Origin of the sequence: Legionella cherrii, from assembly GCF_900635815.1 — a bacterium.
Classification (GTDB): Bacteria; Pseudomonadota; Gammaproteobacteria; order Legionellales; family Legionellaceae; genus Legionella; species Legionella cherrii.
The window spans coordinates 1,188,333-1,207,500 of sequence record NZ_LR134173.1 but is presented as its reverse complement, the minus strand read 5'-3'; the positions used below and the strand labels follow the sequence as shown (position 1 = coordinate 1,207,500).

Sequence of the window (19,168 nt, the reverse complement as noted above, 5' to 3'; positions counted from 1 at the left end):
TATCCTGGCAATGCCATATTGATGAGTCGATTTCAGGAAAAAATACATCTGCTGTAAATTGATGATGTATGCGGGTGATGTATAAACGAGTAGCCTTGTTCATTGCCTCGGTGAATAATTCTGCTCCACCAATAATCATAATCTCAGGAAATTCCTGAGTTTTCATCATCGCATTTTCTAAGGAATCGCATACTAGAACTCCTTCAATTGCAGCGATGCTTCGGCTTAAGACCACATTTAATCTTCCTGGTAAAGGTTTTCCTATAGAAGCAAATGTTTTTCTTCCCATAATAATGGGTTTACCCATAGTTATAGATTTGAAATGTTGTAAATCGGCAGGTAAATGGCAAAGCAATTGGTTGTTGAGGCCTAACCCTCCAGCTTCATCAATTGCAGCTATTAAACTAATCATGATTTCATCCTTGATAAAGCCATGGTCTTAGCCATGTCGACAGCAGCAAGCATTGAACCGGCATCCAATAAATTTTTGCCTGCTAGTTCCAAAGCGGTTCCATGATCTACTGAAGTTCTTATTATTGGCAATCCTAAAGTTACATTGACTGCATTATGAAAGTCCGCATACTTAATTACGGGTAACCCTTGGTCATGATACATAGCTACAAAAACATCACAATCGCTTACATGATTCTTAATAAACATAGTATCAGCAGGTAAAGGTCCCTGAACATTAATACCCATCTTCTTTAACAACAGTAAGGCTGGAGTAATCACTTCAATTTCTTCTCGCCCCAAATATCCAGATTCCCCAGCATGCGGATTTAAACCGGCTACTTTAATGCAGGGAGCTTTAATATTGAAATCTCGAATCAATGATTGATGTACCTGAGTAATCACCTTAACAATTAAATCTGAGGTAATTGCTTCAGGTACTTTATATAAGGGAAGATGGGTAGTAACCAAAGCGACCTTCATCTCATGACATGCCAACATCATGACGACATCATCTGCTTTGTAATATTGTGCAAAAAACTCAGTGTGTCCACTAAATGGAATACCTGCCTCATTAATGTTTGCCTTGTGCACTGGTGCTGTAACTAATGCGGAAAACTCACCGCGTTCACACAATACCGCAGACTTATGAAGTAACTCAATCACATAAGCAGCATTTTTAGAATTGAGGCATCCACTTTGGACAGTGCTTGGACAGTTGACCGGAATCACTGATAAATGACCACGCTTAGGTTCAACTGACTGTCCGCTTTGATATACAGTAAAAGAAATTGTTCGGTTTAATTCTTTTGCTCTTGCTTCTAAAACAGCCAGATCACCTAGAATAACTATTGGATAATCATATTCTGCCAGAGCCAAGCATAAATCTGGACCAACTCCTGCTGGCTCTCCGCTGCTAATCAGTAGTGGCTTCACGCCAGTTCCTTTTCGATAATATTAATGTACGCATCTGAACGGATATGTTGCTGCCAATTTTGTACTGCTTCAGCAAACTTACGTTGTTGTAGAAACTGACGTACTTTCTGCTTCTTAAAAGCTTCTGAATCATCTTCTTGCTTACGGCCAAGTACTTGAATAATGTGCCAACCAAATTGTGATTTAACAGGGGGACTAATTTCATTTACCGCCAGCTTATCCATAACTTTTTCGAATTCGGGAACTAATACTCCAGGTGCAACCCAACCTAAATCACCACCTTTGACAGCGCTGGCTGAATCCAAGGAATATTGCTTTGCCATGAGCGCAAAATCTTTACCAGCCTTTACTTGTTGGTAAATATTGTTTACTTGTTTCTTTGAATCTTGAGGAAGCATGCTTGGATCTGGTTTTAAAAGAATATGGCGCACATGAGTCTTTGTAATAATATGATGCTGATTTTCACCGCCAATCGAAACCAGTTTAATTAACTGAAAGCCATTACCTGCACGTAATGGGCCAACTACTTGCCCCACTTTCATGTTCACGACTTCTTTTGCGAATAATTCTGGCAACTCAGCTAAATGACGGTCACCTAAATCCCCGCCTTCGAGTGCAAATTCGCCACTTGAATTTTCGATAGCCAGTCGACTAAAGTCATCACCTTTCTTTATTTTCGTCAACAAGAATTCTGCTTTGCTTTTGGCTTTCTTTACTTGTTCTGACGTGGGTTCTTCATTGAGTGGAATAACTATATTTTGTAGATGATAGGTAAGTGCTGTGCGATCGACTATACCACCTTCCGTTTTAAGATACTGTTCCACTTGTTCATTCGTCACCATCGCGTCTCTTCCTACCGCTTTTTGCTGTAAGTGCGAAAGGAGCATTTCTTTACGAATATTTTCCCTATATTCATTCCAGCTCATCCCTTGTCTCGCAATTTCTTCGCGCAGCTGAGTAAGAGTGGCATGATTCATCGCAGCAATTTTTTCAATCGCTTGGTTAAGTTCTGTATCATCTACAGTCAGACCATGTTGTTTTGCCATTTGCAGTTGCACATTAACATCAATTAAGTGTTGAAGTACTTGTTTACGCAACACAGGGGCAGCAGGAACCTGCATTTTTTGAGCAAGAATTTGTTTTCTCGTTAATTCAACTTGTTTGTTCAGTTCACTCTCGGTGATCACTCCATTATTAACGACTGCAACCACTTTATCTAATACTTGTTTTGCCTCTGCCACAGCAACGATAGCTAACAATATGCATACAAGGGCTAATTTTTTATACATGCCTTAATCCTTACTCACTTTTTTTCGAGCAATTTAGGTTATTTTTATCCAAAACACAAGCGACTTTGTTTTCCACTATTTTATTTAACGACGAAATGGATCATTGTATCCTGGGATATACGTATTCAATACACTTCCGGGATCGCTGTTTGCTACTGATCCTAAGCCTTTTAATAAGATTTGCAAATAGATATTGTTGTTATATTGGGGCGAAAATTCCGAATTTAAACTTTTAAAGGTTCTTCCACCCAAAATTCGTACAGCCCAGCAACAACTATCATATTGCATCCCCAATAGTGACATCATACTGTAATCCTTACTAATGTTGTGACTGTATGCCCCAAGCGCACTCCATCGATCACTGATTGGCCAAGCAGCGGAGACAGTCCCTTGGTGTAAGGCATTATCTACCCCTGCATTATTCCTAACAGAGGTCACATCCCCATTATATAAATAGGTATACCCGACATTAATAATTGCATTTGGTTTGGGTTGATAATGCAAGTTTAAAGCACCATTGTTTGTTGCTGAAGTAGCCGGATCCCATACATAATCACCCAGGATTTTCAAAAATGGACCGAAATGATAAATTCCTCGCGAAGCGATTGGAGAAACACCATAAAATGGAGACAATTGCCCAATTTCAAGAGGATTAGCAACACAATCACCAGTTGGGTTACGACATAGCTGCACTTTTCTATCAGTAAAATATTTAATTTGCCCAATTGAAAGACTGGCCAATTCAATTCCATTGCTTTCAGATAACCACCTCGATGTGAGTGCATAAGATAATTGATTCGCATCACCAATTCGATCAAACCCTGAGAAGCGATTGGTTCTAAAAAGTTGATCAAAATTAAAAATCATATTAGCAGTGTCGTATATAGGTAGCTGGTTTTGATTATAAAATGGAACGTACAAATAAAATAAACTGGGCTCTAAAGTTTGCGTGTAGGAATTCCCCAGCCAAGTAAAGTTCCGATCAAAAAATAGACCGCCCTGGGTGCTCAACCGTGGGATAAAGCGATTATAGTCCGTATGGGTATCATTCCAATTGTTTTGCACCTGATAATAATTTTCTACGAACTCGGCTGAAGGAGTAATATATCCCCAACTGGTTCTTTGGGGTAAGGAAAGCATGGGATTAAGGTGAAACCGTGGACCTTGAGGCATTTCCATTTCAGAGAATGGTGGTCTTACAAAAAATTGGCCGGTTTCTAAAGCTTGATCTATTCCACGAATCTGCTGCCTTGATGTTGGCCAAAAAAACTGATCATATTGTCCCAATACATTTAAATTAGCCTGTGCCGGCAAATCATAGTAATACCCACGAGCAGATAATTGCGGCAAGCGTTCATATTGATCGGCAATAGGAGTCTCATTAATCGGATGTAAGGTTTGAAAGCTTTGAACCATACCTCTAAACGTCCAATGCTCCGTTGAATAGGTTAAATCGGCTTGTCGTAATAACTGCCGCTGGGTAATTAGAGCCAGGTTAGTACTGAAATCCTGGAAGTAATAGTCATCAGAAACCTGTTGAACATTCACATTGAGCCGCAAATTAGGATTTAATTGCGTGGTGTTAAGAAACCCATAAAACCATCGGTTGTTTGATTTATCTTTAAATGAAGGAAATTCAGCTGCATGACTATTCAGAAAATTCCGATACGCTGCATCATCTGGTAGAAAACTACCCGTCACTAAACCCACACTGTGGGCCGTTAAATAGCGAAACTCACCACCCAACATGACATTACGCTCTGTATAAACATGGGGTGTTAACGTCAAATCATAGTTTGGTGCTATATTCCAATAATAAGGAATTCCTAGATCAAAACCCCCTACATTAGAATAGCCCGATAAAGGCATTAAAAAACCGGATTTACGTTCTTTGGTGGTGGGGAAACTTAAATAGGGAACATAAAGGAGTGGCCAATCATGGACACGCAACGTAACATGTCTGGCAACACCTATTTTTTTCTTATTATCAATAACAATGGATTTGGCCTCAATATCCCAAGCTTTATCTTGTGGCGCACACGTAGTATAGGTCGCCTGACGCAATAAGTAGTCTGAATTAGGAAAACGCTGCATGAGACTCGCTCGTCCCCATGCGGGTAATAAAGCAGCATGCTTATTCATGTTGAAACGATAAAGTACATCTTCAGTTTGACCCGATTTATCCTGAGGATTAATTGTTGCTTTACGAGCAATCAATAATTTATCGGGTTCCAGGTAATGGACATTACCCAAGAATTCAATTTTTGTAATCTGTTTACTTTGTGGATCGCGATATACATAGGCAGTCTGTGCATTGACTATTCTTTGGTCTTGCTGAATTTCTACATGTCCGCTCAAAGTTGAAGGTTTATCTTGATAAAACGAAACGCGATCTGCCATGATTTTTATTTCATCAGGTGAAGCAAGGGGCGCCACCGTGATCGGCTGATACGATCCAAGACAAATAGGGGAACTTTGATCTGCCTGCCATCCCAAACATTGAGCAAACTTTGCACGTATCGCATCGGTTAAATCGACATCACGCGCTATGACACATGCCTGTACCGGTTCATTAATCAAAGAAGCAGAATAGGCTAACGCATGATAGATTACCATGAGTAAAATGAGCAGTGTGGAACATATGCTCATCAAGAACCATTTAAATGAAATCTTGTTCACAAGTAATAAAATGCCTTATTATGCACACAAAATATGTAACTAATTACTTTGAATCGTCATACTCGCATTGAGAATCGTGCAGTAGAGTTCTTACGACGTTCTTATCCTCTCCTAAAAAACGAGGGAGGGGGTCTTAGTCATTATGTTACAACCAGAAATAATGATGGGGAAGTATACCATGCATGAACGAGAAAACGCACTGAAAGAATGGTTAATTCATACGCTAAAGCAACAGGATTTTCAGTTAGCTCCTTTGGCTGGGGACGCCAGTTTTAGAAGATATTTTCGTCTTCGATATAATGGACTAACGCAGATTGTTATGGATGCTCCCCCGGAAAAAGAAGATCTAAAACCTTTCATACATATTGCGCAGACGCTGCAACAAGCTGATGTTCACACCCCCAAAGTGCTTGCGATGAATCCAGAGGACGGGTTCTTACTATTAAGCGATTTAGGCGATGAACTTCTTCTAAATGTTCTTCAGCCTGAAACAGTGAATGATCACTATCATCAGGCCATCAAAACCTTGTTTAAAATTCAAAGTTGCTCAATTGATGACCCACTACTTGCTCCATTTGATGAAGCGCATATGCTTAAAGAAATGAGTTTATGTCCCGAATGGTTTTTTAAAGCGTATCTTGCTTTAGATCTCAATCAAAGTGAACGCACTTTAGTCCAAAAGACTATGGAGTGGATTGCCAAAGAGGTAGCTCAGCAACCACTCACTTTTATTCATCGTGATTATCATTCTCGCAATCTGATGCTCTTACAGGATCATGCCGAACCACTAAAACTGGGAGTTATTGATTTTCAAGATGCCATGCGTGGCCCATTCACTTATGATTTGGTTTCATTACTCAAAGATTGTTATATTTCCTGGCCAAGGAGTAAAGTACTGGAATGGGTTGAGTTTTTTTACACTCACAGCGCATTAACTAAAGATTACTCTTTGTCTGAATTTATCCGTGCATTTGATCTTTGCGGTATACAAAGGCACTTAAAAGTGTTGGGCATTTTTTGTCGATTGCATTTGCGCGACCATAAACCTGGATATCTTAAAGATCTGCCTTTAACTTTAAACTACGTGCTTGAATGTGCAGAGACTTATGAAGAATTGCACCCATTTTTCCGATTTCTGCAAATGAGAGTATATTTACCATGAAAACTGCGATGATATTGGCTGCGGGCCGGGGTGAACGTTTGAAACCACTTACCGATGTTACACCTAAAGCCCTGTGTATTGTTAAAGAAAAGCCATTAATCGAGCATCATGTCGTGAATTTGGCAAAAGCGGGTTTTGAACGATTAGTGATTAACCATGCCTATCTTGGAGGAAAAATTCGCCAGCATTTGGGAAATGGGTCCCGTTGGGGAGTCGAAATTTGTTACTCACCTGAACCTCCTGGAGGATTAGAAACGGGCGGTGGTATCGTCAATGCCTTGCCGCTGTTAGGAACTAAGCCCTTTATTACCGTCAATGCAGATATCTATACCGATTTTGATTTTTCCCAGCTGCAGTTTGAAAATAACCCTTCAATTCATGTGATTTTAGTCACTAAAAATCCATCACTTAATCATCATGGGGACTTTGGGTTAATCAATCAAAAGCAGCTCAGTAATTCAAATCCAGAATATACTCTTGCAGGAATCTGCTGCTATCACCCTCAAGTATTTAGTCACTGCCAACAAGGGCGCTATTCAGTAGCACCATTAATCCGACAATATGCCGCACAAAATAAAGCAACCGCCAATGTTTATAATGGCCTGTGGTATGACATAGGCACTCTAGATAGGCTCCATGCGGTGAATCAAATTTAAGATAATAAATTACCTAATTTTAAAAGTTACTGGACGCCGCAGCTGACCCAGTAACTTTTTGATCCCCTAAAATCAGATTTCATTCTATAGTGATGTACATCCTGCTTTTTTTCGAGAAGTGAACTACTCCTGAAAACAGCCTACGCTAAGAACGCCCCATACTTGTAGGTTGAACTTCGGTTTCGACCTTTTCTTCGACCTTTTCTTCGACTTCTTGTTCCGCTTTAATGATTTTGTCTATCGCTTTTTTCTTGGTCTCTTCCAGTCTATGCTCACCTGGATACTCACGTTGTCGAGATACAAGTTCCGTCTCAACTCCTTTCCCTTTTAAATAGTCCTTATATTCTTGTGCTGAATCAGAGAATAGTTTTTCCACTTCATCTCCTGTCAATTTATCTTTTTTGTGTCCGGTTTCATCCATGTAGTAGAAATCACCATTTTCTGTAATAACATTATGTTTGTCAGCTAACCATGCATTAAACAAATTATCTAAAGTTTCAATAGTCCCTTCATCTAATTGAGAAGCTCCTTTTTCAGTTGAAGCATATCCACGGACAAAATGTCCAGTCTCGCTGATAGCAAAATCGAATCGAATACCAGGATAATTTTTTTGCGCCAATGAAGTGGCAGCCTGTTTTGCAATTCCCTCTTGCAGGTTGATGGTAGAACTCGTTGGTTCTTTACCCGACCAAATTTGCGAGTCCGGAGGATATTTATAGGTGACAAGCTGAGCAAACTCATCCACTGCTTTTAGTATTTGTTGCGCAGTTTCTTTTGCCTCTGGTGATTTATTTAATAATCTTGATCTCTCTGCTATTTCATGAACTCGTTTACTTAAATATTGAGCTACTTCTGGAGAGTTTTCCGCAATTTTCATTGCTCTTAAAAGATCTTCCCTAACGGGTAATGTTACATCTCTGGCTTTGGTTATTGGTGATATTGTTTTAGCTTCCATAAATTCATCTCACTACGCAAATTTAATTATCATATTGCCTTAATTATAGCAAAGCAAAGTAAGCTATAGGTGCACTGGTTTTTTTGCATCCTGTTAAAAATTTGTAAATATCTTCTCTCTTAACTGCTTGCTTTGCTTCGCTTTTTAAATCAATCCACAAATTTTTAGGGGTGACATGATCGTATGTAAACCTAGGCGTGCCTATACAAGTTGTTTCCGCTACAGTAGGTCGGGCTAAAGTCCGACCTACTGTAGCTCTCTTTCTGGATAACACTCATACAGTGCTCTTAAAACAACCCCAACAGTATTAATGATGACCATCATCATGCATAAAGGGCGACTTAATTGCATCAATGACTGAGTTAAATGATTGGTTTTTCATTGACTCAAAAGTAAACTCATCAACCAAAATGGCATCCCAGCGAGCCGCTTCAGTAGCAAGTAATGCATCCATTTCCTCTTGAGTTAATTCCTTATTTTCAACCTTTTCTTTTAGTTTGCCTTTTAATTTACCAAATTTAACCCGTTTTAAATCACCCATTTTTTTGACAAGCTCATCCGTTTGTATGATTTGTTGTAGGGCATACTCCACTCTGTCTATGGGTTGTTTCGGATCGCCGCTTAAGTAGACGATGTTCTTCAATCGGTCTCGATACTGATTATTCTTAGTCATCAAACGCGCTAATTTTTGTTCCAACTTATCTGTGGGATAACGCATTGTTTGCCCAAAGGGAAATGCCAAGATACGTGCAAAACCACCTAAAAATCTTGATGGGAAATTGTAGCACAATGCCATCATTGCTCGTTGTGCGTGATAAAAGCAATAAGAAACAGCCCATTGAGCATGCAATTGATCATCAGGACTTTCGCCATTCAATTGCACATTCCGCAAAACAGCCATCGCCATGTAAAGATAAGACATTCCATCAGCAAGACGGGCTGACAGACGCTCTTTACGTTTCAAATCGCCACCTAACACAATTAAAGATAAATCTGCAAGCCATGAATAAGCATGACTGAGTCGTGCTAACCGCTTATATTCACGCTTCATTTTAAGCTTGGGAGCTTTAATAAATATCCCACCAGTCCAGGCGGAACAAATCGTTTTGGCAAAATTTTGCATGAAATATTGAATATGCTTCCAAATAACCTCTCTGAAAGCCTCTTTATCCTGATTGGAAATAGCATAAAATTCATTGCGTACGTAAGGATGACATGCCATTGAGCCTTGTCCAAAAATTAACAAGTTCCGTGACATCACATTGGCTCCTTCCACGGTAATCGAAATAGGAACTCCATTATAAAAATTGGTTAAATAATTTCGCGGACCAACTACTACGCCACGTCCAGCATGTACATCCATAGATGCATTCACTACCAATCGTGCGAATTCAGTATTAAAATATTTAGCAATTGCTGAGGCGACAGAAGGTTTTTTATGCTCATTTACAGCCGCCACGGTCAATAATCGATTGGAATTAATCAAATAACTTAAGCCCGCAATCTCCGCAAGTTTTTCTTCAATCCCTTCAAATTGGCCAATTTCTACATTAAATTGGCAACGTATGCGAGCAAAAGCACTGGTTGCCAAATAGCACGCCGAGGAAGTACCAGCACCCAGTGCAGGTAAAGAAATAGATCGCCCAATCGATAAACATTCAACCAACATTTGCCAACCACTTCCGATACGTTTCTGACCACCAATCACTGTGGTTATGGGCACAAAAATATCTTTCCCACGTATAGTACCGTTCATAAATGGCTGATCAGAAGGTAAATGGCGATTGCCAATTTCGAGATTTTTGGTGTCGCGTGGAATCAATACACAGGTAATTCCCTCCGCTCCCTCCCCCTGTAATAAACCGTCGGGGTCTTTTACATTCACCGCAAGACCAATTAAGGTTGCTACGGGAGCTAAAGTAATCCAACGTTTATCTAAGGTAATGCTTAAGCCAAGCACCATTTTGCCATCAACTTTCTTTTTCATCACGATGGCGCTGGATTGAATGGAAGTAGCATCGCTGCCTGCGCCAGGTTCAGTTAAAGCAAAGCATGGGATATCAATACCTTTTGCAAGACGAGGTAAATAATGATTCTTTTGCTCTTCCGTACCATAATAATTGATTAATTCACCTGGGCCTAAGGAATTAGGTACCATTACCGTTACTGCTGCGACACCGGAACGAGTGGCTATTTTCATCACCACATCAGAATGGGCACGCGCAGAAAAGCCTTTACCCCCGTATTCTTTGGGAATGACCATACCAAAAAAGCCTTTTTCCTTCATGTAATCCCAAACCTTTTCAGGTAAATCACGGGTTTGACTAATTTCCCACTCATCGATCAAGCCGCATAAAGTTTGTGTTTCATTATCAAGAAAGGCTTGTTCTTCTGCCGACAGTGCCGTAGATACATTCGCCAGTCGCTCCCAATCGGGTTTTCCTGTAAAAATATCTTGTTCTAGCCAAGTATCTCCCGCATTGAGTGCTTCTTCTTCGGTTTTGGACAATTTGGGAATCGACTTGCCTGCTTTTTTATAGATGAAATCTGCAATCGCCGCACGTAAAGGTTCGAGGTATACGACAAGTAATGCCCCAATGATTACAAGCCAAAGGATAAAGCCGACTATCCACGGCAGGCCAATCGCAAACGTCGCTACGATTAGATAAAAGACGCTCCCCAACTCCCAAACTAATGGATTCATTGCTCTATAGAGAACAATTAGGGTAAAGATCAGATAAAGTAAAAAAAACAGAATGCCCATAATATCAATACCTTCCCTTGCTTTGCATAATAAAGGTGTAGTATATACTCTTTATTTTGCGAGTAGCAATTGACTATGAACCAACGTTTGGTTTGGAATTTCGAATTTGCCCCAAAAGCAAGCGCGCCTCTGGCAACTTTTGTCGATAAAGAGGATGAAAATTTGAAATGGGAGATGCGTTATTTTTGGCCGGATAGCGAGATAATCATCCTCAATACGATTGACAGTTCATTACTTGATTTAGCAAATTACAAGCAGAAACATAAAGAAGATTATTATTATTTGCTACCTGGCTGCAATTATAATATCAAAAAACGCCATGAGCAGTTGCTTTATAAGCCCTTACTCGAACATGCAAATCATGCTGTCGGTTATGGGGCAAAAATAACTATTAACCCGCTTCAGGAGCATTCTCTACCTTTGGAGTTACAAAAGATCATCCCTCATATTGAAACGAAAGGGGTCAGCGTTTATGTTAAAAAAGAAGCCTTTATCTACAAATTTCCAACTACCCCCACAATAAAAATCGAACTCGCACGTCTTGAGGTGCTTCACAAAATTTATTTTAGTTTATGCATCGAAGGAAAATCGCGTCGTTTAGTAGAGACCATTTCCCAGCACTTGCTGAATGAACCTGTTTCCTGCGAATATGTAACATTCCTGAAAAATTTATTAAAATTATGCTGAGAACCCTTTTAGAAATTATCCTAAGCTTTGGAAAAATTGGCCTTATTTCCTTAGGAGGCGGTAATTCCATGCTAAAACTGTTGGAATATGAGGCCGTTGATTATCGGCACTGGGTAGGACAGGAAGAATTTATTGCTATGGTGGGTTCAAGTTTTATTTTTCCAGGATTAACCGGTGTTAAATTATCAGCGCTCATAGGGTATAAAGCTGCTGGAATTACAGGTTTATTGCTTGCCGTGCTTAGCCTTAATTTGCCAGGATTATTGATGGCTCTCGCTGGATATCATTGGCTGACCAGTCATAATGGTCCTGGAATGCGTAAGATAATGATTGGCGTCCAGTATGGTGCGTTAGCTTTGCTCGCAGCAGCCAGCTACTCTGTTGCTCAGGGAGTTGTAGGTATGTATTTTTCTATTCCCATTGCACTATGTTGTTTTATTTTTTTTCTCGCTTTAACTTTTTGGAATTTATCACCCTTTTATGGGTTTATAGGCTTTATCGTGGTTTGTTTTTTTCTGGTTCGTTGAGTAAAGTGAGATGTAAGATCACAAGAATAGTAGCATAGCAAATACCATGTCTATGTTATGATGTTGAAAATTAATATGCACCACATTTTGAATGCTTTAGGGGAAAAGTCAGAGTTGCGAGCAGATGCCCTACTTGACTTATCGTTGAGCGTGGTGACGGGGTAAAAAAAATGGAGTTACTCTTGGAAATAGGGTTGGATAATCCAGAATATTATATTAATCGAGAATTTTCGATTATTGCATTTAATCAGAGAGTTCTCATGTTGGCCAATGATGAACGCGTTCCGTTGCTTGAAAGAATGCGTTTTCTTAGCATTTGTAGTAGCAATCTTGATGAATTTTTTGAAATACGGGTTGCAGGTCTTAAAGAAAAAATTGCCATGTCCTCAGGAAAATTGACTATTGATGGGCTTCGTCCTGAAGAAGCATTTAGCCAAATCAGCCAAAAAACACATAAATTGATCGACCAACTCTACTCAATATTTAATAAACAACTCCTTCCGGCTTTAAGCAAAGAAAAAATTTTTTTCCTCGAGACCGAGCAATGGACTGATGACATTCATTTATGGGCAAAACACTACTTTAAGCACGAGATTCAACCTGTAATCAGTCCCATAGCGCTGGATTTGGCACATCCTTTACCACAGCTGATTAACAAAAGTTTAAACTTTATTATTTCATTAAGTGGCAAAGACGCTTTTGACCGAAACATTAATTATGCAGTGGTTCATGCACCAAGATCGATTCCCAGGATCATTCACTTACCCTCTGAGCTATGCGGAGATGCGCATTATTTTGTTCATCTCTCCTCGATTATTACGACGCATGTCAACAGTTTATTCCCTGGCATGGAAATTAGTGGATGCTATTCTTTTCGCCTGACTCGAAACAGTGATTTGTTCTTGCGAGAAGAAGAAATTGATGATTTAGCCAAAGCACTACAACGAGAGATTTTCTCTCGCCACTATGGCCATGTAGTTCGCCTTGAAATCGAAAAAAATTGTCCAGACAAAATTGTTGATTTTTTATTGCAAAAATATCATCTCCGCCACGAAGATACTTATTATTGTGATGGCCCCGTTAATATACAACGTCATTTAACTGCCATTAACAGTATTGATAGACCTGATTTAAATTACCCGCCTTTCACAGCCCAATATCCTCAATTTCCTAAGTCTGAACGGAATTTATTCAATGTGCTTGATGAAGAAGATATTCTGCTGCACCACCCCTATCAAAGCTTTGAAGTAGTCATTGATTTTGTAAGACAGGCAGCCAGTGATCCCAATGTATTGGCAATTAGCCAGACTTTGTATCGTACTCGCTCCGAATCAGTGATGGTGGATGCTTTGGTTGATGCCGCCCACTCAGGTAAAGAAGTGACTGCCGTGATTGAATTGCGGGCTCGTTTTGATGAAGAATCCAATCTGAAATTAGCAAATCGTTTACATGCTGCAGGAATTCTGGTGCTTTATGGGGTTGTAGGGTATAAAACCCATGCCAAAATGACTCTTGTTGTTCGTAGGGCGCACGGGAAACTAAAGCGTTACGTCCATTTAAGTACTGGAAATTACCATGAGTACACTGCAAAACGTTATACCGACTTCGGTTTATTAACGTGTGAACCAACAATTACTTCAGATATTCAAATTATTTTTCAACAATTAACCGGACTTGGTAAAGCAGTTAAACTTAAGGCGATAAGCCATTCACCCTTTACCTTACAAAAAACGCTGTTGCAATACATTGAACAATGCACTGCAGCGGCTTTAAAAAAAGGAGACACGGAAATTCTCCTCAAAGTAAATGGCTTAGCCGATAAAACCATCATTCAAGCTTTATATAAAGCATCTCAAGCAGGGGTTAAAGTCAATTTGCTGGTGCGCGGGGTATGTTGTCTGAAACCTGGAATACCAGGCATTTCAGAAAACATAAGGGTACTTTCTTATATCGGACGATTCTTGGAACATCATCGAGTATTTTACTTTCGTGTCCAAGAAGAAGAATATTATTTTTGCTCTAGTGCTGACTTGATGGAAAGAAATTTATACCATCGCATTGAAATTATGTTTCCTATTCTTGATGAACGCTGTAAAAAGCGCATCAAACAGGAAATTATTAAGAATTATCTTAAAGACAACAGTAATACCTGGGAGATGCAAAGTGATGGGAGTTATAAACCCATACACCAAGGTAATAATAGTGCGCAGGAAAAACTAATTAAACTCTATCAAGACGAGGAGAGTTCAATTTAGCCGGAATGAACCATCACATTAGCCTTCTGTCGAAGAGTGTTCAAGCCATTCTTAACTTATGTGCCATAATTATAGATACTGTTAACCGCTGGAATCGAGTCAGAATATGGAAATTCATACTCAGCAGAAACCAATATCTATTTATCTGGTGCATCAAGATTCGAATCAAATTGAGTTGATTACCAAAGAATTAAAACGATCAGGATATATCACTTTCTCGACCGATAATATGGCTAATGCGTTCATTCAAGTGAATCAACTCAAACCGGATTATGTATTAATCGATCAATATCTCTCAGCGGAACAGATTAAAAAACTGTCTCAATCAACATCCTATAAAACCATCATTTTATCTTTAGATGCCAGCAAAAAAAACATTAGCCCTTATCAATTGGGTGCACATGGCTGTATTTATCAAACAAACCTCATTGAATTATTTACTGCTCAGCTTAACCGTATTATTGAAGACAAGATAGATATTGAATTTTGGGGTGTAACGGGTGCATTTCCAGCACCAGGAAAAGATTTTGTTAAATATGGTGGGCACACTTCCTGTATCACATTAAATTTTGTCAATGAACGAACTTTTATACTGGACGCAGGATCAGGAATAATCCCTTTAGGAAATGACTTAATCACTAAAAAGCAAAATCAAATTGAAGCAGATATCTTCATTACCCACGAACACTGGGATCATATCCATGGATTAACTTTTTTTAAGCCGTTGTATCATCCTGGAAATCAGTTTCGTTTTTATGGTCCTCCACAAGGAGTAAAAAGCGTTCATAAGTTACTCTCGGGACTCATGGATGGGACCTATTTTCCCGTTAAGATAGATAATTTACCCTCGACAATTTCCTATCATGATTTAGTGGTAGAACAAAATTTTGAAATAGGTAATATCACCATTTCAACCATCGCACTTCAGCATCCATGTGTCACATATGGGTATAAAATTCAATATAATAATAAAATCATAAGCTATATCACTGATAATGAGTTATATGATAAATCATATCCCTTATATGACGCTGATTTTGTACAAAAACTTATTGAGTTTACGACGAATTCAGATATTTTAATTGTAGATTGCGCGTTCACAGATGAAGAATACGATGCCGGACGTGTATCGTGGGGGCATTCATGCCCTAGGCAAATAAGTGAATTTGCCCATTTAACAAAATCAAAGCAACTTATCTTGCATCATAATGACCATTATGAAACAGATGATATTGTCGATGCCAAATTGACTGCAACACAAAGCTTATTAAAAAATCTCGGTTCAGAAATGGAGTGTATCGCACCGGTGTACAGACAAATATTGCGTGTTTAGCTGGAGCCAGGGCGGATAAGGATATTAGTTTTAACTAAGGAACCCTCACCCCTGCCCCTCTCCCACTTGTGGGAGAGGGGATTCTTAACCAATAAAAGACTTTCTTGCAGTCACTGTCATCGAAAACACGTTAATTGCGGATGAGCCCCCAATTGCAAATGGACCTCAGTTCCCAAAGGAATGGGATAATTAATGGACCCATGACCGATTCCCGCGATTCGTAATACTGGAATCGCACAGCTTTCAGCAAAACGCTGTAAGACCGGCTCAATCAAAGAAGTCCCGTTGGGTTCAAGACCATCGAGAAAATCACCTAATAGAATCGCAGCAGCATGGGTAAAAATATTGGCTTGCTTTAAATGTTCCAGCATACGATCCACACGATATCCTCGCTCACCGATTTCTTCAAGTAGTATAATTTTTTCTCGTCCATCGATTTGCCAGCAGGTTCCAATCCCTGATTGTATCATTGCCAAATTACCACCAGTTACCTGAGATTTGATCAACCGCTCCTTTTGGGCATGGATGTTCAGCGGGGTTAAATCATTGAACGGAATGGGGGCATCACCAAACAAAATCGAACGTACCGAAACAATCGATTCCTTGGAAAATTTATCAGGTGCTGCAGCACCATGTATTGTTGGCCAATTCCAATGTTGCTGCAAATAGAGATGAAGGCAAGTGATGTCACTTATGCCAATAAATATTTTGACTGTTTCTGGAGGATGAACCGCTGCTAACTTCGGTATTAAACGTGTGGAACCATAACCACCCCGCACACAAATGACCGCTTTTGTTTTAGGATTTAAAAGGGCATTTTTTAGATGCTTGAACCGCATTTCATCTGTATTGGCACAGAGTAAATCTCGAGCAAAAATATCTTCCTGAACAATACAGTTTAATCCCCAAGACTCCAATAATTCTTTCAACGCGGATAATTGATGATCAGTACTCCGAGATGAAGGGGCAATGATTTCTATCGAATCCCCCGGGGTTAACACAGGTAAGTTTTTCATTCTTTATCTCTTAAAAATGTCTTTTATCAATCTTAACCCTATATGCTGAAACTGAAGCATCTCTTAGATAAGGAGTGTTTTACTCAGCTTTCCAGGCTCTTCACAAACTAATCGCGGCAATAAATATCCTGGTAAGCGATTTTGTAATTGCTGATAAAGGGATTGTACTGCATCAAAAGTTAAATCAAAATGAGCCGCTCCTCTTACCTTATCCAATTTGTGTAAATAATAAGGTAAGACACCATAAGCAAATAATTTTTGGCTTAAATCAGCTAAAATACCAGCATCGTCATTGATTCCTGCGAGTAATACCGATTGGTTTAGCAAATAACATCCAATATGCTGTAATTTCTGAAGCACCTGGAGTACCGAATCATCTAACTCTTGTGCGTGGTTACAATGCAGGACAATCACTTTGTTAAATCGTGTATTTTTTAATAATGCAAGCAATCCCTGATCAATTCGCTCAGGAAACACAATTGGAATTCGGGTATGGATTCGTAACGTATGCAGATGGGGAATTTCCTCTAATTGTTTTATTAGCTCGGTTAAAACCAAATCAGACGCCAATAAAGGATCGCCGCCACTTAAAATCACCTCAGTAATACTCGGATCTTGGGCAATATAGTCACAAATCGCTTTAAACCCATTCCGGCCAGGGTTGTTGTCTTGATAAGGAAAATGTCTGCGAAAACAATAACGACAATTCACAGCGCAAACACCAGTTACCGTTAATAAAACCCGACCATAATACTTATGTATTAATCCGCGAATTGGATTACTGTTCAGTTCTTCTAAAGGATCCAGACTGTATTCTTCACTTACGGTTAATTCATTTTCCGTAGCTAAGACCTGGAGTAATAGAGGATCATGAGGATTTCCTTTTTGCATGCGCGCAGCAAATCCCAGAGGCACACGACTGGGAAATTGCTTTTCGGCATGTACATTCCCAGTCGATAAGGGCAATTCAAGAAATGCTAATAGTTCGTTAACTGAAGCAAAACCTTGCGCCAATTTTTTTTGCCAACTTAAAGAGGTATCTCGCATTAATTACACAGAATTGATAAACTGTGCGAACTTTAACTAAAACCAAACAAAATCTCAACTCTGGAGTACTAATGGCAATTTATAGCACCAATGAATTTAAAAACGGCTTAAAAGTAATGGTTGATGACGCCCCATGTACCATTCTCGATTGTGAGTTTGTAAAACCCGGAAAAGGACAGGCCTTTACTCGCATTAAAATTCGTAACTTGAAAACGGGACGAGTTGTAGAGCGTACTTTCAAATCGGGAGACACATTACCTTCAGCTGATGTTGCCGATGTAGAAATGCAATATTTATATAATGATGGGGAACAATGGCATTTTATGGTTCCTGATAATTTTGAACAATATGCTTTAGGTAAAGAAGTACTTGCTGATGCAGCACAATGGTTAAAAGAACAAGATATTTGCATCGTGACGCTGTGGAATAATGAGCCAATACAGGTTACGCCTCCAAACTTTGTGATTTTGGAAATTACTGAAACCGATCCTGGATTAAAAGGCGATACCTCTGGAGGTGGTGGCAAACCAGCCATTTTAGAAACAGGAGCCGTAGTCCGCGTCCCCTTATTCGTTCAAACTGGCGAGTTAATTAAAGTAGATACCCGTAAAGGTGAATACGTATCTCGTGCTAAAGAATAATTAAAAAATTCCTATGCGGTTTATAGATCCTCGCTTCACACGAGGATCTGCCTTCAGCCTAATAAACTTGATAAGAATCATACATACCCCAGTAACCTACATCTCCCAAATCGTTATAGCCATAGTAATAAGCGTCACTGTCATTGTAATAATCAATATCCCAGAAAGGACTGGTATGATAATACCCAACGGAATAGGCATATGCAGGAGTATAAGTGGGAGTATAGTAAACACGCTCTGTAACGCAACTTGTTACCAAGAACATGGTGCCTAACATCATTAAAGCAAGCATTAATCTGTTCATAATCCCTTCCTTTTAGTTAATTCTTAAGCGATTTATCTTAAAAATTAGTAATAATGCCAATGATGCCAACGATGCCATCGATGCCAATGATGCCACCTGTGCCAATGATGCCATCGATGCCAATAGGCATACTTTGTTCCTGCGGTGGGTAAATTATTATTAACGACTGAGGCATCTGTCCTTAGTGCTGGATTTTCAAGAGCAGGGGATAGAGCTGCAGGGGCAGGAAACGAAATTAAAAAGAGAGGGGTAATTAAGACTGCTGAAATAATTAGTTTTTTCATAATACCCTCCTGACTCTTACTCATAAAATCTAATTATGACTAGGTTAAGTATAAGCCAAGAACAATATTTAATCAAAGAGTATAAATTTCAATCATTTAAAAGGGGTATTGTTATACGGGCGAAGGCTCTCCGGATCCTGAGCCCTTACTTTATTCACTGTGGAGATCTATGTAGCGCTTAAG

General features: G+C 39.4%; 17 protein-coding genes (1 of these 17 running past the window's edge). 7 read left to right on the top strand and 10 right to left on the bottom strand.

The window, feature by feature from the left end:
• The 4 genes from EL022_RS05150 to EL022_RS05135 form a co-directional block, all read right to left on the bottom strand.
• Positions 1–412: the 5' portion of a dihydrofolate reductase gene (locus EL022_RS05150; protein ID WP_028382682.1), read on the bottom strand. The gene continues 71 nt to the left of window position 1, outside the view; the window shows 412 of its 483 coding nt (coding positions 1–412); its start codon is at positions 410–412; its stop codon lies off the left edge, out of view.
• Positions 409–1,386, bottom strand: a complete 978-nt coding sequence (pdxA, locus tag EL022_RS05145) for a 4-hydroxythreonine-4-phosphate dehydrogenase PdxA (RefSeq protein WP_028382681.1) — start codon at positions 1,384–1,386, stop codon at positions 409–411. The genes EL022_RS05150 and pdxA overlap by 4 nt, the downstream gene beginning before the upstream one ends.
• Complete coding sequence (locus EL022_RS05140) at positions 1,383–2,675, bottom strand: peptidylprolyl isomerase (RefSeq protein ID WP_028382680.1); 1,293 nt, start codon at positions 2,673–2,675, stop codon at positions 1,383–1,385. The genes pdxA and EL022_RS05140 overlap by 4 nt, the downstream gene beginning before the upstream one ends.
• An 84-nt stretch (positions 2,676–2,759) precedes the next feature.
• Entirely contained in the window at positions 2,760–5,324 is a 2,565-nt protein-coding gene (locus EL022_RS05135; protein ID WP_028382679.1) for an LPS-assembly protein LptD, read from the bottom strand.
• A gap of 208 nt (positions 5,325–5,532) precedes the next feature.
• Here EL022_RS05135 and EL022_RS05130 point away from each other — a divergent pair, with 208 nt between their 5' ends.
• Positions 5,533–6,516 carry an aminoglycoside phosphotransferase family protein gene (locus EL022_RS05130; RefSeq protein ID WP_028382678.1) on the top strand — a complete coding sequence of 328 codons (984 nt, stop codon included), beginning with the start codon at positions 5,533–5,535 and terminating at the stop codon, positions 6,514–6,516.
• Positions 6,513–7,172, top strand: coding sequence for an N-acetylmuramate alpha-1-phosphate uridylyltransferase MurU (gene murU / locus EL022_RS05125; RefSeq protein ID WP_028382677.1), 660 nt, complete (start codon positions 6,513–6,515; stop codon positions 7,170–7,172). Before EL022_RS05130 ends, murU begins: the two co-directional genes overlap by 4 nt.
• Positions 7,173–7,317: 145 nt before the next feature.
• On the opposite strand, the gene EL022_RS05120 is transcribed toward murU, so the two are convergent.
• Both EL022_RS05120 and EL022_RS05115 read right to left on the bottom strand, forming a co-directional pair.
• Entirely contained in the window at positions 7,318–8,127 is an 810-nt protein-coding gene (locus EL022_RS05120; RefSeq protein WP_028382676.1) for a hypothetical protein, read from the bottom strand.
• Between the two features lie 307 nt (positions 8,128–8,434).
• Positions 8,435–10,891: an acyl-CoA dehydrogenase gene (locus tag EL022_RS05115; RefSeq protein WP_028382674.1), complete on the bottom strand. Its 2,457-nt coding sequence runs from the start codon at positions 10,889–10,891 to the stop codon at positions 8,435–8,437.
• Positions 10,892–10,966: 75 nt separating this feature from the next.
• Here EL022_RS05115 and EL022_RS05110 point away from each other — a divergent pair, with 75 nt between their 5' ends.
• The 4 genes from EL022_RS05110 (at position 10,967) to EL022_RS05095 (ending at position 15,693) form a co-directional block, all read left to right on the top strand.
• Positions 10,967–11,578 (top strand): hypothetical protein, encoded by a 612-nt coding sequence (locus EL022_RS05110; protein ID WP_028382673.1) that lies wholly within the window; start codon positions 10,967–10,969, stop codon positions 11,576–11,578.
• Positions 11,572–12,105 carry a chromate transporter gene (locus EL022_RS05105; RefSeq protein ID WP_028382672.1) on the top strand — a complete coding sequence of 178 codons (534 nt, stop codon included), beginning with the start codon at positions 11,572–11,574 and terminating at the stop codon, positions 12,103–12,105. Before EL022_RS05110 ends, EL022_RS05105 begins: the two co-directional genes overlap by 7 nt.
• Positions 12,106–12,275: 170 nt before the next feature.
• Complete coding sequence (ppk1, locus tag EL022_RS05100; protein WP_035901369.1) at positions 12,276–14,360, top strand: polyphosphate kinase 1; 2,085 nt, start codon at positions 12,276–12,278, stop codon at positions 14,358–14,360.
• A 106-nt stretch (positions 14,361–14,466) separates the two neighbouring features.
• Positions 14,467–15,693, top strand: coding sequence for an MBL fold metallo-hydrolase (locus EL022_RS05095; RefSeq protein ID WP_051544536.1), 1,227 nt, complete (start codon positions 14,467–14,469; stop codon positions 15,691–15,693).
• Positions 15,694–15,809: 116 nt separating this feature from the next.
• On the opposite strand, the gene EL022_RS05090 is transcribed toward EL022_RS05095, so the two are convergent.
• Both EL022_RS05090 and epmB read right to left on the bottom strand, forming a co-directional pair.
• Positions 15,810–16,709 (bottom strand): S66 peptidase family protein, encoded by a 900-nt coding sequence (locus EL022_RS05090; protein WP_028382670.1) that lies wholly within the window; start codon positions 16,707–16,709, stop codon positions 15,810–15,812.
• A 63-nt stretch (positions 16,710–16,772) separates the two neighbouring features.
• Positions 16,773–17,756: an EF-P beta-lysylation protein EpmB gene (epmB, locus tag EL022_RS05085; RefSeq protein ID WP_028382669.1), complete on the bottom strand. Its 984-nt coding sequence runs from the start codon at positions 17,754–17,756 to the stop codon at positions 16,773–16,775.
• 71 nt (positions 17,757–17,827) lie between these two features.
• Between epmB and efp the strand changes: the two genes are divergently transcribed.
• Positions 17,828–18,397, top strand: coding sequence for an elongation factor P (gene efp, locus EL022_RS05080; RefSeq protein WP_028382668.1), 570 nt, complete (start codon positions 17,828–17,830; stop codon positions 18,395–18,397).
• Positions 18,398–18,455: 58 nt separating this feature from the next.
• Here the strand turns inward: efp and EL022_RS05075 are convergent, their stop codons facing one another.
• Together EL022_RS05075 and EL022_RS05070 are read right to left on the bottom strand one after the other, a co-directional pair.
• Positions 18,456–18,701, bottom strand: a complete 246-nt coding sequence (locus tag EL022_RS05075) for a hypothetical protein (protein WP_028382667.1) — start codon at positions 18,699–18,701, stop codon at positions 18,456–18,458.
• A 44-nt stretch (positions 18,702–18,745) separates the two neighbouring features.
• On the bottom strand, positions 18,746–18,985 hold the full coding sequence (locus EL022_RS05070) for a hypothetical protein (protein ID WP_035901368.1): 240 nt from the start codon (positions 18,983–18,985) through the stop codon (positions 18,746–18,748).
• Between the last annotated feature and the right edge of the window lie 183 nt (positions 18,986–19,168).

Excerpts from the sequence above, each read along its gene's own strand:
- EL022_RS05140 (WP_028382680.1), bottom strand. The coding sequence starts at position 2,675 with ATGTATAAAAAATTAGCCCTTGTATGCATATTGTTAGCTATCGTTGCT.
- EL022_RS05135 (WP_028382679.1), bottom strand. The coding sequence starts at position 5,324 with ATGAGCATATGTTCCACACTGCTCATTTTACTCATGGTAATCTATCAT.
- EL022_RS05090 (WP_028382670.1), bottom strand. The coding sequence starts at position 16,709 with ATGAAAAACTTACCTGTGTTAACCCCGGGGGATTCGATAGAAATCATT.
- ppk1 (WP_035901369.1), top strand. The coding sequence starts at position 12,276 with ATGGAGTTACTCTTGGAAATAGGGTTGGATAATCCAGAATATTATATT.
- EL022_RS05075 (WP_028382667.1), bottom strand. The coding sequence starts at position 18,701 with ATGAACAGATTAATGCTTGCTTTAATGATGTTAGGCACCATGTTCTTG.
- EL022_RS05095 (WP_051544536.1), top strand. The coding sequence starts at position 14,467 with ATGGAAATTCATACTCAGCAGAAACCAATATCTATTTATCTGGTGCAT.
- epmB (WP_028382669.1), bottom strand. The coding sequence starts at position 17,756 with ATGCGAGATACCTCTTTAAGTTGGCAAAAAAAATTGGCGCAAGGTTTT.
- EL022_RS05130 (WP_028382678.1), top strand. The coding sequence starts at position 5,533 with ATGCATGAACGAGAAAACGCACTGAAAGAATGGTTAATTCATACGCTA.
- EL022_RS05115 (WP_028382674.1), bottom strand. The coding sequence starts at position 10,891 with ATGGGCATTCTGTTTTTTTTACTTTATCTGATCTTTACCCTAATTGTT.
- EL022_RS05105 (WP_028382672.1), top strand. The coding sequence starts at position 11,572 with ATGCTGAGAACCCTTTTAGAAATTATCCTAAGCTTTGGAAAAATTGGC.
- EL022_RS05110 (WP_028382673.1), top strand. The coding sequence starts at position 10,967 with ATGAACCAACGTTTGGTTTGGAATTTCGAATTTGCCCCAAAAGCAAGC.
- efp (WP_028382668.1), top strand. The coding sequence starts at position 17,828 with ATGGCAATTTATAGCACCAATGAATTTAAAAACGGCTTAAAAGTAATG.
- EL022_RS05070 (WP_035901368.1), bottom strand. The coding sequence starts at position 18,985 with ATGAAAAAACTAATTATTTCAGCAGTCTTAATTACCCCTCTCTTTTTA.
- murU (WP_028382677.1), top strand. The coding sequence starts at position 6,513 with ATGAAAACTGCGATGATATTGGCTGCGGGCCGGGGTGAACGTTTGAAA.
- EL022_RS05120 (WP_028382676.1), bottom strand. The coding sequence starts at position 8,127 with ATGGAAGCTAAAACAATATCACCAATAACCAAAGCCAGAGATGTAACA.